Origin of the sequence: Gilliamella sp. B14448G11, from assembly GCF_016101765.1 — a bacterium.
Taxonomy (GTDB): Bacteria; Pseudomonadota; Gammaproteobacteria; order Enterobacterales; family Orbaceae; genus Gilliamella; species Gilliamella apicola_N.
On the sequence record NZ_JACFPX010000016.1, the window covers coordinates 52,954 to 66,598 of the forward strand.

Sequence of the window (13,645 nt, forward strand, 5' to 3'; positions counted from 1 at the left end):
GGTATTATAAACTATTTAAGGGTATTTCCTAATTTAAGCGTTAAGGCGATATTCATTGATGTCTGAAAAAGATTCGCTCTTGCTGTCGTAGGCTCTAACACCTCGGATAAAGTAGCAACTTTACTTAAAATGCTAAACATTGCATTAATCCCATAAGGATAAATAGTTTCTGCTTTATCACCTAAACTCCCAACAATTGCTATAACTGGTTTTTGATATTTTTGAGCAATTCGGGCAACACCTACAGGGACCTTACCGTTGATACTTTGATAATCTAATCGTCCTTCACCCGTAATAACTAAATCGGCATTTGAAATAAGTGTATCTAAATTTAAAGTTTCAGTAATAATTTCAATTCCAGGCCTTAACTTAGCATTCATAAACGCTAATAAAGCGGCTCCCATTCCCCCAGCAGCACCTGTTCCTGGAGTAGATTCAATATCAATATTAAAACTATTTTTTATTATTTGGGCAAAATGTTTAAGATTTTTATCAAGCAAATGAACATCAGCGAGTGACGCTCCTTTTTGTGGTCCAAATATGAATGAAGCACCATTTTCACCCGTTAACGGATTAGTAACATCACAAGCGACTTCAAAATCACAATCTTTAATTCGTCGATCAATTTCACTAATATCAATTTTATCAAGTTCACTTAATGAAACACCGCCATAACCGATTTGATTACCATATTTATCTAAAAGTTTAACACCTAATGCTTGCAACATTCCGGCACCGCCATCATTTGTTGCACTACCACCTATACCAATGATAAATTTTTTACAACCTTTATCAAGAGCATCTTTGATTAATTCTCCAGTACCATATGAGGTAGTAATTTTAGCATCTCGTTTACTCACAGGTACACGCTCAAGGCCACTTGCTGAAGCCATTTCTATCACAGCTGTTTGTCCATCTCCTGAAATACCATAAAAAGCAAAACCTTTTTCGCCTAATGGATCAGTAATAGATACTGTGATTTTATTACCATTTAATGCATCAACCATTGCATCAACAGTCCCCTCACCTCCATCAGCAACTGGTATTAAAAAATATTCAGCCTGTGGGTAAACGTTTAAAAATCCTTTTTTAATTATATTAGCAACTTCAATAGCACTTAGGCTTTCTTTAAAAGAATCAGGAGCGATGACAATTTTCATATCTATCCTTATGGAATTAGTCAAAGTTATTGAGTATGTCTCCATACTCAATTTTAACCTTATTATTTAATTTCTATTTTTGCTAAACTCTCATAGTAACGTGCCAACGCACTATGATCGCATTCTCCCATACCATCAGTTTTAAGGGCTTGCATCATTTCCATTACAGCTGCAGTTAATGGTAATGACGTACCAACACCGTGAGAAGTATCTAAAGCATTTTGTAAATCTTTAATATGTAAATCAATTCTGAAACCCGGTTTAAAGTTACGATTTAAAACCATTGGCGCTTTAGCATCTAATACCGTACTTCCAGCTAATCCTCCACGAATGGCTTGATAAACTAATTCAGGGTTTACACCAGCTTTAGTAGCTAATACTAATGCCTCAGACATAGCGGCAATATTCAAAGCAACAATTACCTGATTTGCTAATTTAGTGACATTTCCAGCACCAATTTCACCTGTGTAAACAACTGAACCTGCCATAGCTTTCATTATGTCATAATGTTTATCAAAAATAGTTTTATCTCCCCCCACCATAACAGATAATGTGCCATCAATTGCTTTTGGTTCTCCACCACTAACTGGCGCATCTAACATCGCCAAACCTTTTTTAACAACTTCATCATGAATTTCACGACTAGCTAAAGGTGCAATTGAACTCATATCTATGATAGTAGTACCCAGTTTAGCACCATCAATTATACCATTTTCGCCTAAAACAACTTCTTTTACATGTGGTGAATTAGGTAACATAGTAATTATAACGTCACAGAGTTGAGCAACTTCTTTAGCATTTACAGCACGTTGTGCTCCAGCAGCAACAACTTCATCAACTGATGATTGATTTTTATCACAAACTACTAATGAATAACCCGCTTTTAACAGGTTTTTGCTCATCGGTTTACCCATAATACCTAAACCAATAAAACCAATTTTCATTTTACTCTCCTTTTTTACAATTAAACTAGTACTAGTTACTTTAAAAACTTATCGGCTAATGTTTGAGTTGAGTTTCTTAACAAACTAAGATCACTACCAACCGCTACGAATGTTGCTCCCATTGCAATATAATGATGAGCATCAGCTTCAATCGGTGCTAAAATGCCACATGCTTTACCTTGTGTTTTAGCTACCTCAAAAACATGTTTTATTGTGGCTTGCACGTCAGGATGCTTAGGATTTCCAAAATGTCCTAATGAAGCAGATAAATCACTTGGTCCAACAAAAATACCATCAACCCCCTCAACTGCAGTGATTGCTTCAACATTATCAACTGCCTGTTGAGTCTCAATTTGTACCATTACACAAATATTTTGATTAATTTTAGTGAAATAATCTGGAATTGTTCCAAAAGCATTACTACGGTGAGCGACTGAAACGCCTCGTAGACCTTCCGGTGGATAACGAGTATAAGATACAGCTTGTTTAGCTTGCTCTACCGTTTCTATATAAGGAATTAAAAAGTTATAAAATCCGATATCAAGTAATCGTTTAATTAATACTTGATCATTCGAAGCTGGACGAACGACCGGTGCACTAATACTATCTTTTAGTGCCATTAATTGTGGCACAAATGTCATAACATCATTAATGGCATGTTCACCATCGAGTAATAGCCAATCAAAACCAGCTAAACCAAGTATTTCAGTTGAAATTGGATTTCCTAAAGCAGCCCAGCAACCAATAAGTTTTTTACGTTCTAACATATCTTGTTTAAATTGATTGTGGCAGGTTATTTTTTTCATAATTTACCTTTTTGATTATCACGTTATTTTTTGATAATAATAGTTTGATTATCTAACCAAACATGGTTTTTTATTATCAAACTGCCAGCCTGAAATTAAATATTGCATAGCCATTGCATCATTACGGTTGCCAAGACCCATCGTTTTAAATAGCTCATGAGCTTTCATCACCTGATCCATATCAATTTCAATTCCTAAACCAGGTTTTTCTGGAACTTTAATTTTACCGTTGGTGATTTGTAATGGTTCTTTAGTCAAACGTTGGTTACCTTCTTGCCAAATCCAATGGGTATCAAGTGCTGTTGGATTACCGGGTGCAGCTGCGCCAACGTGTGTGAACATCGCCAACGAGATATCAAAATGATTATTAGAGTGTGACCCCCACGTTAAACCAAATTCATGACACATTTGTGCAACACGTACAGAACCATTCATAGTCCAAAAGTGAGGATCTGCTAATGGAATATCAACGGATTGTAATGATAATGTGTGTCCCATTTGACGCCAATCGGTTGCAATCATATTAGTCGCTGTCGGTAAACCAGTGGCACGACGAAATTCAGCCATGACTTCTCGCCCTGAATAACCTTGTTCAGCACCACAAGGATCTTCTGCATAAGCCAACGTATCTTTTAAATACTTACCAATACGAATTGCTTCATCTAATCGCCATCCACCATTAGGATCGAGTGTTACTCGAGCTTCTGGGAATCTCTTTTTTATTGCAATTACGGCTTCTGCTTCATCTTCTGCAGATAAAACGCCACCTTTCAATTTGAAATCACGAAAACCATATTTTTCATAGGTTGCTTGAGCTAACTGCGCAATTTTTTCAGGCGTTAATGCTTCTTCATGTCGTAGGCGATACCAATCACATTTTTCATCATCTTGACTTTGATAAGGTAAATCCGTCTTCTTACGATCGCCTATATAAAATAAGTATCCCAACATTTCGACTTCATCACGTTGTTGCCCATCACCCAGTAATGATGCAACCGTGACACCTAAATGTTTACCTAATAAATCTAACATTGCTGCTTCAATAGCAGTAACAACATGAATTGTTGAACGCTGATCAAATGTCTGATTGCCTCGCCCACCAACATCACGATCAGCAAATTGAAAACGCACACGATTCATAATATTTTTATAGTGCCCAATAGATTGACCAACGACTAATGATTTAGCATCTTCTAATGTTTTAGTAACAGTTCCTACACATGGAACTTCGCCGACACCGATGTTACCTGAGTTATCTTTTAGGATAACGATATTTCGAGTAAAATACGGCGCATGAGCTCCACTTAAATTAAGTAACATACTGTCATATCCAGCAACAGGATAAACATGCATTTCCGTTATAATTGGTGTTGATAAACTCATAAAATTAACCTCTTAAATTTTTATTTCTCTAATTCTGTGTTAACGAACCATACAAGGTCGTTTGCGATCAAACTGCCATCCAGGAATTAAATATTGCATAGCAATAGCATCATTACGTGCACCATTCGCTAATTTTTTATGTAATTCGTGGGCTTTCATGATTTGTTGCATATCTAATTCAATGCCTAGTCCAGGTTTATCATGCAATTTAATTTTGCCATTGGTGATTTGTAATGGGTTTTTAGTCAATCGTGACTGACCTTCTTGCCATATCCAATGGGTATCAAGTGCAGTTGGATTACCGGGGGCTGATGCACCAACATGACTAAACATCGCTAAAGAGATATCAAAATGATTATTGGAATGACACCCCCAAGTTAAGCCCCATTCATGGCATAGTTGAGCAACACGACTTGCGCCTGTTAAAGTCCAAAAGTGCGGATCAGCTAAGGGTATATCAACAGCTTGTAACATAATTGAGTGACACATTTCTCGCCAGTTTGTTGCAACCATATTCGTTGCTGTTGATAGACCTGTAGCACGACGAAACTCTGCCATTACTTCCCGTCCTGAATAACCATTTTCAGCACCACAAGGATCTTCAGCATAAGTCAATACATGGTTGAGTCCTTTACATAATTGTATTGCGTCTTCCAATAACCAACCGCCATTAGGATCTATGGTGATTCGTGCATCTGAAAAATGTTTTTTTAGTTCAATAACAGTTTCAATTTCTGTTTCACCCGCTAATACACCACCTTTCATTTTGAAATCTTTAAAACCATAACGATCTTTTGCTACTTCGGCTAATTCTAATACCGATTGTACTGTCATCGCTTGACGACGACGAACGTTGTACCATTCATGTCCTGTTTTGATGGGCTGGTCATAAGACAGATCAGTTTTCTTATCATCGCCAATATAAAATAAATAGCCCAAAACAGTTACTTCATCTCTCTGTTTTCCACCACCGAGTAATTCAGCCACAGGTACATTTAAAAATTGCCCCATTAAATCCAATAGTGCAGACTCTAAAGCCGCAACGGCATTAACTCGTAGTTCAAATGTCCATGCACCTTTACCAAAAGTATCATAATCAGAATCTAAGTAGCCTTGATGCATATCATTTACAATACGATTCAGAATCGAAATAGGTCTACCCTCAACATGAGCACAAGCATCTTTCAATGCATTTTCAATCGTTGAACCTCCTGGAGCTTCACCAACACCGACATGACCTGCACTATCAGTCAATATCACAATATTGCGAGTAAAGTATGGACCATGTGCCCCACCAATGTTCATTAACATGCTATCGTAACCAGCAACAGGAATAACTTGCATTGAAGTAATAATAGGAACGGATTGGGTATTCATATTACGATTCTCCATTTCATAAATTGATTTAGTTATATTTAATCTTCTTTTTTTAATTCCATTCGTTTAATTGGACCAACAAGAAATAAATAACTAAAAGCAGCAACAAATGCGTGACCGGCAACAAAAACTAGTGCCCATTCAAAGCGACCTGTCCATGCCACAATATAACCAATAATAATTGGAGAAATGATACTTGATGCATTACCAAACATATTAAATAACCCACCCGCTAGACCGCTCATTTCTTTTGGTGCTGTATCAGCCATTACAGCCCAACCAAGTGCACCGACACCTTTGCCAAAAAAGGCCATTGACATAAATAAAATAACGAGTCCAATTGAATCAACGTAATTACAAATGATTATGGTCATTGAAAATAACATACCTAAAATGATTGGTGTTTTACGTGCTTTTGATAAAGAATTTGTTTTGCGCATAATGAAATCAGAAATAACACCACCACTAATTCCACCAATAAAACCACAAATAGCAGGAACAGCGGCAGCAAACCCAACTTCTTTAATATTCATTCCACGTTGTGTTGCCAAATAAATAGGGAACCAAGTAATAAAGAAAAATGTTAAACAGTTGATACAATACTGACCTAAATAAACACCAAGCAACATTCTATTGGTCAATAATTGCCATAAATAACTTAATTTTGGACCATCTTGCATACCATTTTCTTTTTTCTGATCCATATCAACTAAAGCACCACCTTCAGCGATATAATCAACTTCGGCTTGATTGGCTAAAGGATGGTTTTTAGGGTTGCGAATAACAAATAAAGTAATAATACTGACAAAAATACCCAATCCACCCATAAAGAAAAATACTGATTGCCAACCATATTCATACGTCAGCCACCCCATAATTGGAGCAAAAATAACCGTTGCAAAATATTGAGCTGAGTTAAAAATGGAAACTGCTGTTGCCCTTTCTTTAGCGGGAAACCAAGCTGCAGTAATACGACTATTGCCTGGGAATGATGGAGCTTCAGCAAGGCCCATTAAAAATCGGAAAGTAAAAAGCATAACTAGTGCCCAAGCACCTATAAAAAAATGTACGGTACCTTGTAACAAGGTAAAAATTGACCAAAATAAAATACTAAAAAAATAAACCCTTTTTGAGCCAAATTTATCCAATAACCAACCTCCTGGTAATTGCCCGATTACGTATGCAATACCAAATGATGACATAACCCATCCCATTGCAGCGGCATCAAAACCTAATTCCCCCGACATTGATTTACCAGCTATACCTAATGTTGCTCTATCTCCGTAGTTAATCGCTGTGACTATAAATAAAAAAACGACCGTCATCCATCTGGCATTGGTCCTTTTTTGTTTGGTTTTGTTTATTTCCATGTTTAGCTCCTAACTGATAACTCTCAGTTAATAATTAAATATTAAAGATTTAGCTGAAGTAGAAAATAAATAGACTTTTTACATTTCTAAGTAATCCACTAATGGTAGATAAGTATGGAGGGTTCACCATGAAATTTCATTGGGCAAAATTACAAAATATTGATGACAATTACATTTATTTATATGCAAATACACAAATCAATGTTACGTTCTTCACAAAATTTTGATAAAACAGCCTAATTTTGTGATATAAACCTACTTTTATAGTGATTTTTATGATATTTAGCCAATTTATATGCTAATAATTGTGGATATGCACAATGCTATTTATTTTATAAAGATTTAAGATATAACAAATAGATTATTAAATATGTTATAAAACTTAAGTTGCTATTAATAAATATTGATAAAAAGTTAATTAGCATAATGGGAGTTAAGTAATGGAGAAGCAAATTAACAAACCTCTCTTTATCAAAATTAAAGAAATTGATAATGTTGCGATTGTTGTCAATAACAATGGATTACCTAAAGGGACGATTTTCGACAATGGATTACAGTTAATTGAAGATATACCACAAGGTCATAAGGTTGCATTAAATGATATAGACCAAGGTCAAGCCATAATACGCTATGGTGAAATCATTGGTTATGCCAAAACAGATATTAAACAAGGTTGCTGGATAAATGAAGCAGTGACACAAATGCCCACGGCTCCTGAATTACATGAATTAGAAATAGCAACTAAAAAAGTGACCCCATTACCACCTTTAGAAGGTTATACGTTTGAAGGTTATCGTAATAAAGATGGTTCCGTCGGTACTCGTAATATACTTGGTATTACCATGAGTGTTAATTGTGTTTCTGGAGTTGTTGAATATGTTGCCAAAATCATTGAACGTGATTTGTTACCCAAATATCCCAACGTAGATGCTGTAGTTCCACTGACCCATTTATATGGTTGCGGTGTTGCCATTGATGCTCCAGCGGCTATTGTGCCAATTCGTTCTATTCATAATTTAGCTAAGAATCCTAATTTTGGCGGAGAAATTATGGTTATTAGTTTGGGATGTGAAAAGTTACAGCCAGAAAGATTGCTCAAAGGTACACATGATACTATTCCGATTAAATTAGAAAATGATGACCTTATTACTTTGCAAGATGAGCATGGTTTTAAAGCAATGGTTGATCATATTTTGCGTGTTGCTGAAAAGCATTTACAACGTTTAAATCAACGTAAACGAGAAACGGTGCCAGCATCAGAATTAATTGTAGGAATGCAATGTGGTGGTAGTGATGCATTCTCAGGCGTTACGTCAAATCCGTCTGTCGGCTTTGCTTCTGATTTATTAGTGAGATGTGGTGCAACAGTTATGTTTTCTGAAGTAACAGAAGTCCGAGATGGAATTCATTTACTTACGCCAAGAGCTATCGATGAAAAAGTTGGTAAAGCACTAATTCGAGAAATGCAATGGTACGATGAATATCTTGCTGCCGGTAAAGTTGATCGTAGTGCCAATACTACGCCAGGAAATAAGAAAGGTGGTTTAAATAACATAGTTGAAAAGGCAATGGGATCTATTGCAAAATCAGGAACAAGCCCAATTGTTGAAGTATTATCTCCCGGTCAAAGACCAACCAAAAAAGGATTAATCTTTGCTGCAACACCTGCTAGTGATTTTGTGTGTGGTGCACAACAGGTAGCATCAGGTATTACATTACAAGTATTCACCACTGGCCGTGGAACCCCGTATGGATTAGCAATGGTACCTGTCATAAAAATGTCTAGCCGTAATATTGTAGCTGAACAATGGTTCGATCTCATTGATATTAGCGCAGGCGATATTGCTTTAGGTAAGGCAACCATTGAGGATATAGGTTGGCGACTTTTCCATTTGATTTTGGATGTAGCAAGTGGTCGAAAACAACCATGGTCAGATCATTGGAAATTATACAATCCACTGGCTATTTTCAATCCCGCACCAGTAACGTAAAAAAACTAAAAAATACATATTAAGATATTATTTAAGATAATTCTAAATACACCTTAATCATAAAATGATAAAGAAGTGTATTTAGAATTTATTCGTTTCTATTGAGTTGTAAACCAATATACAATAATAGGCGATCATCGAATTTGGCTAAATTTAAACCAGTTAATTTAGCAATTTTATTTAATCGATATTCTAAAGTATTGCGATGAATAAATAGCTCATTGGCCGTATCGCCATTTTGTACATTATTTTTAAACCACGTTTGCAATGTTTTTTGTAATACTCCGTTGTTGTCTCCCATCCTTAATTTTTTCAAAGGTAATAATAACTCTTCGGCTTGCCAATCATAACTTAAGCCATGTAATAAAACAGGAAGAATCAGTTCTTGATAATAATAATTACGTATGTTCGGCATTCTTTGTTTGCCAATTAACATTGTTGTTTTAGCGGTTTGATAAGATTTAACTAACGGATAAGGGTGCTGTTCAAAATAGTTACCCAATGAAATTCGAATATCTAAGTGAGTAGATTCTTTTATGGTGATGACTAATTGCTCTAATTTCTTTTTATGTTCCGATAGATCCCATCGACCATAACGATTTAAGGCCGGAATTAAAATAACTAATTCAGTAATAGATTTAATCGCAACTAAATTATGCTTGCTCACATGCTGTACTTGATTTTGTAGATGTTGTAATTCACTCATTGCAGTATCAATACCCAATTGACCGCTATCGACTTCAATCATGCACACTACGCGTGGTAACTGTAAATTAATATCTAATCGCTTAACCCATTGCACCATACTTTCAGGCAAAACCTCTTTCTCAATTAGAGTTAGAATTAATTCTTCTTTTAAACGATTATCATAAGATAATTCCTGTAATAATTGTGTTTGTTCCATCATCATTTCTGCTGACATACAGACCAATTCACCAAATTGTCTAATATCCGATGGCTCACCTGTTAAACCAATAACGCCAACTATGCGATCATTAAGCTTTAATGGTAAATTGATGCCTGGTTTAACGCCTTTCAAACGTTTAACCATTGTTCCGTCTATTGAAACAACTCTTTTTTGCGATATTGCGAGTATTGCGCCTTCATGTAATTCCCCAATACGTTCTAAATCACCACTGCCAATAATACAACCGTCAGCATTCATTACATTGATATTACAATCAATAATTTTCATGGTTCTGTCGACAATCTGTTGAGCAATTTTAGGGGTCAGGCAATAAGAATTCATTACCATATTAAATTTCCTATTATAATTTTGCATAAGCATCATTTTTTGTTAGCATAACACATTTTATATTGAATCATAGGTGACTTAGTCATGATAGTATTTGATTCCATCCAAGTTCGCCGCGGTGTTAATGTACTTTTAGATAAAGCTTCTGCCACAATTAACCCTAAACAAAAGGTCGGATTAGTTGGAAAAAATGGTAGCGGAAAATCTACTTTATTTTCACTTATTAAAGGTGAAATCGAAGCGGATGCAGGTACATTGACTTTTCCTAGCCAATGGCAACTGGCTTGGGTAAATCAAGAAACCCCTGCATTGGATATACCCGCTATTGAATATGTTATTGATGGTGATCGGGAATATCGCCAATTAGAAAAACAGTTAGACCTAGCCAATCAACAAGATGATGGTCATCAAATTGCGCTGGTTCATGAAAAATTTGACAATATTGATGCATGGACAATTCGTCCAAGAGCTGCAACACTATTACATGGTTTGGGATTTTCTAATGAGCAATTATTACTACCAGTAAAATCCTATTCTGGTGGTTGGCGTATGCGCTTAAACTTGGCACAAGCTTTAATGTGTCGTTCTGATTTATTGTTACTCGATGAACCTACCAACCATCTTGATTTAGATGCTGTAATATGGCTTGAAAAGTGGTTAAGCAATTATCAAGGAACCTTAATTTTAATTTCTCATGACCGAGACTTTTTAGATCCGCTGGTCAACAAAATTATACATATTGAACAACAAAGTTTATTTGAATATACCGGTAATTATTCTTCGTTTGAAACCCAACGCTCAGCTAAACTCGCACAACAACAAGCACTTTATGAAAATCAACAAGCTAAAGTTGCACATTTACAAAGTTACATTGATAGGTTTAGAGCTAAAGCAACCAAAGCTAAACAAGCTCAAAGCCGTATTAAAATGTTAGAAAGAATGGAACTCATTGCTCCTGCTCATGTTGATAATCCTTTCCATTTTAGCTTTAAAAAATCGGAATTTTTACCAAGTCCACTATTAATGATGGAAAAAGTTGTTGCTGGTTATGACGAAAAAATTGTGTTGGAGCAGATTAAACTAAACTTAGTACCTGGTTCACGCATAGGTCTATTAGGTCGTAATGGTGCGGGGAAATCAACCTTAATTAAATTACTGGCTGGTGAGCTTGCACCTAAAGAGGGACATATAAACCTTGCTCAAGGTGTTCAACTCGGTTACTTTGCCCAACATCAATTAGAATATTTACGTCCTGATGAATCAGCACTGTGGCATCTGTCTCGAATTGCTGATCCTAAAAATACCGAACAATTGTTACGTAATTATTTAGGTGGCTTTGATTTTCATGGCGATAAAGTTAAAGAGCCGGTAAAAACTTTCTCTGGTGGTGAAAAAGCTCGGCTTGTTTTGGCCTTAATTGTATGGCAAAAACCTAATCTGCTTTTATTAGACGAACCAACTAACCATTTAGATTTAGATATGCGCCAAGCACTCACCGAAGCGCTTATCGGATTTGAAGGAGCATTAGTGGTCGTGTCGCATGATCGTCATTTATTAAGGTCGACAACTGATGAATTCTACTTAGTGCATGATCATAAAGTTGAACCTTTTGACGGTGATCTTGATGATTATCAAAAATGGCTTTCTAACGAACAAAAATTAGAGAATCAACCAATAGATCAAGAAGATAAAATCGAAAAAGAGGTTATCAAGAAAGAAGTTATTCAAAATGTTTCAGCTTTAGATCGTAAAGAACAAAAGCGTAAAGAAGCAGAACGTCGTGCACAAATGCAGCCGTTGAAAAAACAGCTTGAGAAAGAAGAACAAATTCTTGCACGATTAACGAGTCAACTACAAACACTTGAACAACAATTGGCCGATCCAATTGTATATGAAGCCGATAAGAAATCAGAGTTAACTGAGTTACTCCTTAAACAGAGTCAATTGAAAAACGAGTTAGAAGAAACTGAATTAAAATGGCTAGATGTTCAGCAGCAACTTGAAGAGTTTGAAGTAAAAGATAATTAGCGTCAATACGATAAAATATGATGCTTATATTATTGCTCGGTTGATAAACAAAAAAATCACAGAATTAATTCTGTGATTTTTTTTTACTTGTAAAAGAATAAATAAATTCTGATAAAAATTTTAGCTTTTTTCTACTTGGCTAAAATCAAGTTCAACAGGTGTTGAACGACCAAAAATTGAAACCGATACTTTTAAACGGCTTTTTTCATAATCAACTTCTTCAACTACACCATTAAAGTCAGCAAATGGTCCTTCATTAACACGAACAAGTTCACCTGGTTCAAATAATGTTTTAGGACGAGGTTTGTCACCCACTTGTTGTAAACGATTCATTATCGCATCAACTTCGCGCTGACTGATAGGTGCTGGTCTATCGGATGTACCACCAATGAAACCCATAGTTCTTGGTACACTTTTAACCAAATGCCAAGTCGCATCATTCATCATCATTTCTACTAAAACATAACCCGGAAAGAATTTACGTTCACTTTTACGACGTTGACCACTTTTCATCTCAACGACTTCTTCAGTCGGTACAAGTACTTCACCGAATGAATCTTCCATATTATGTAATTTGATATATTCACGTAATGATTGTGCAACACGCGCTTCGTAACCAGAATAAGCTTGAATAACATACCATCGTTTTTGTTGTGTTTCACTCATATTAACGTCCTATTGATGTTAAATAAAAGACTACTGAACGGAATAAAGAATCCATTCCCCAAAGCGCTAAACCAACAACCACTGTGATGGCGGCAACTAATAAGGTTGTCTGTACTGTTTCTTTACGAGATGGCCATACAACCTTTCTTAATTCTTTTCTTGATTCTTCTAAAAATAATATAAAGGATTTGCCTTTAACAGTTGTGAATGCAATAAATAAAGTTAATGCAGAAATCACAACAACGGCAATTATCCGAACGATCGTATTAGGTTGATATATATCATTAGGTCCAGCAAAATAAAAGTTGCCCCAAACAATAAACGCAATCAATACTAAAACTAAACCCCATTTGAATTTGTCTAGAATAGTATTTGTATCTTGACTCTCGTTACTTACTAGCATATAAAACCTACGATTATGTTATTTATAATATTATCTATTTTCCAAAATGCTCTTTTCCTAAAAACATTTTGCTAAACAGACCAGATAAGAAAGGGCATCAAATGATACCCTTTCTATGGTAGCTAATAATTTAACTATTTAATAACCTTAGCAACAACACCAGCACCAACAGTACGACCACCTTCACGGATAGCGAAACGTAAACCGTCTGCCATCGCGATTGGGTGAATTAATGATACAGTCATTTTGATGTTATCACCTG

Annotated in this window: 11 protein-coding genes and 1 pseudogene; 2 read left to right on the forward strand and 10 right to left on the reverse strand. The window is 35.7% G+C overall.

Annotation, left to right across the window (positions count from 1 at the left end):
• Positions 1-11: 11 nt before the first annotated feature.
• The 6 genes from H3S88_RS10415 to H3S88_RS10440 form a co-directional block, all read right to left on the reverse strand.
• Positions 12-1,160, reverse strand: coding sequence for a glycerate kinase (locus H3S88_RS10415; RefSeq protein WP_198228677.1), 1,149 nt, complete (start codon positions 1,158-1,160; stop codon positions 12-14).
• Between the two features lie 62 nt (positions 1,161-1,222).
• The gene (gene garR / locus H3S88_RS10420; protein WP_256114244.1) at positions 1,223-2,125 is read right to left on the reverse strand and encodes a 2-hydroxy-3-oxopropionate reductase; all 903 of its coding nucleotides are present in this window, start codon (positions 2,123-2,125) and stop codon (positions 1,223-1,225) included.
• 14 nt (positions 2,126-2,139) lie between these two features.
• Complete coding sequence (gene garL, locus H3S88_RS10425) at positions 2,140-2,910, reverse strand: 2-dehydro-3-deoxyglucarate aldolase (RefSeq protein ID WP_086326262.1); 771 nt, start codon at positions 2,908-2,910, stop codon at positions 2,140-2,142.
• 48 nt (positions 2,911-2,958) lie between these two features.
• A complete protein-coding gene (gene gudD, locus H3S88_RS10430; RefSeq protein ID WP_198228678.1) occupies positions 2,959-4,293 on the reverse strand; it encodes a glucarate dehydratase in 1,335 nt (444 codons plus the stop codon).
• A 39-nt stretch (positions 4,294-4,332) separates the two neighbouring features.
• Complete coding sequence (locus H3S88_RS10435) at positions 4,333-5,670, reverse strand: enolase C-terminal domain-like protein (RefSeq protein WP_198228679.1); 1,338 nt, start codon at positions 5,668-5,670, stop codon at positions 4,333-4,335.
• A gap of 38 nt (positions 5,671-5,708) precedes the next feature.
• Positions 5,709-7,040, reverse strand: coding sequence for an MFS transporter (locus H3S88_RS10440; RefSeq protein WP_198228680.1), 1,332 nt, complete (start codon positions 7,038-7,040; stop codon positions 5,709-5,711).
• 452 nt (positions 7,041-7,492) lie between these two features.
• Between H3S88_RS10440 and garD the strand changes: the two genes are divergently transcribed.
• The gene (gene garD, locus H3S88_RS10445; RefSeq protein WP_370528598.1) at positions 7,493-9,031 is read left to right on the forward strand and encodes a galactarate dehydratase; all 1,539 of its coding nucleotides are present in this window, start codon (positions 7,493-7,495) and stop codon (positions 9,029-9,031) included.
• Between the two features lie 88 nt (positions 9,032-9,119).
• Here garD and H3S88_RS10450 read toward each other — a convergent pair whose 3' ends face one another.
• Positions 9,120-10,280: a sugar diacid recognition domain-containing protein gene (locus H3S88_RS10450; protein WP_198228693.1), complete on the reverse strand. Its 1,161-nt coding sequence runs from the start codon at positions 10,278-10,280 to the stop codon at positions 9,120-9,122.
• A 90-nt stretch (positions 10,281-10,370) separates the two neighbouring features.
• Between H3S88_RS10450 and H3S88_RS10455 the strand changes: the two genes are divergently transcribed.
• Complete coding sequence (locus tag H3S88_RS10455) at positions 10,371-12,314, forward strand: ABC transporter ATP-binding protein (RefSeq protein ID WP_198228682.1); 1,944 nt, start codon at positions 10,371-10,373, stop codon at positions 12,312-12,314.
• 120 nt (positions 12,315-12,434) lie between these two features.
• Here the strand turns inward: H3S88_RS10455 and nusG are convergent, their stop codons facing one another.
• The 3 genes and pseudogenes from nusG to H3S88_RS10470 form a co-directional block, all read right to left on the reverse strand.
• The gene (gene nusG / locus H3S88_RS10460) at positions 12,435-12,980 is read right to left on the reverse strand and encodes a transcription termination/antitermination protein NusG (RefSeq protein ID WP_065602493.1); all 546 of its coding nucleotides are present in this window, start codon (positions 12,978-12,980) and stop codon (positions 12,435-12,437) included.
• 1 nt (position 12,981) lies between these two features.
• Positions 12,982-13,383 (reverse strand): preprotein translocase subunit SecE, encoded by a 402-nt coding sequence (gene secE, locus H3S88_RS10465; RefSeq protein ID WP_065738454.1) that lies wholly within the window; start codon positions 13,381-13,383, stop codon positions 12,982-12,984.
• 134 nt (positions 13,384-13,517) lie between these two features.
• Positions 13,518-13,645 (reverse strand): annotated as a pseudogene (locus H3S88_RS10470) (elongation factor Tu); the annotation flags it as partial.

Excerpts from the sequence above, each read along its gene's own strand:
- H3S88_RS10415 (WP_198228677.1), bottom strand. The coding sequence starts at position 1,160 with ATGAAAATTGTCATCGCTCCTGATTCTTTTAAAGAAAGCCTAAGTGCT.
- garL (WP_086326262.1), bottom strand. The coding sequence starts at position 2,910 with ATGAAAAAAATAACCTGCCACAATCAATTTAAACAAGATATGTTAGAA.
- gudD (WP_198228678.1), bottom strand. The coding sequence starts at position 4,293 with ATGAGTTTATCAACACCAATTATAACGGAAATGCATGTTTATCCTGTT.
- H3S88_RS10435 (WP_198228679.1), bottom strand. The coding sequence starts at position 5,670 with ATGAATACCCAATCCGTTCCTATTATTACTTCAATGCAAGTTATTCCT.
- H3S88_RS10440 (WP_198228680.1), bottom strand. The coding sequence starts at position 7,040 with ATGGAAATAAACAAAACCAAACAAAAAAGGACCAATGCCAGATGGATG.
- H3S88_RS10450 (WP_198228693.1), bottom strand. The coding sequence starts at position 10,280 with ATGAATTCTTATTGCCTGACCCCTAAAATTGCTCAACAGATTGTCGAC.
- H3S88_RS10455 (WP_198228682.1), top strand. The coding sequence starts at position 10,371 with ATGATAGTATTTGATTCCATCCAAGTTCGCCGCGGTGTTAATGTACTT.
- nusG (WP_065602493.1), bottom strand. The coding sequence starts at position 12,980 with ATGAGTGAAACACAACAAAAACGATGGTATGTTATTCAAGCTTATTCT.
- secE (WP_065738454.1), bottom strand. The coding sequence starts at position 13,383 with ATGCTAGTAAGTAACGAGAGTCAAGATACAAATACTATTCTAGACAAA.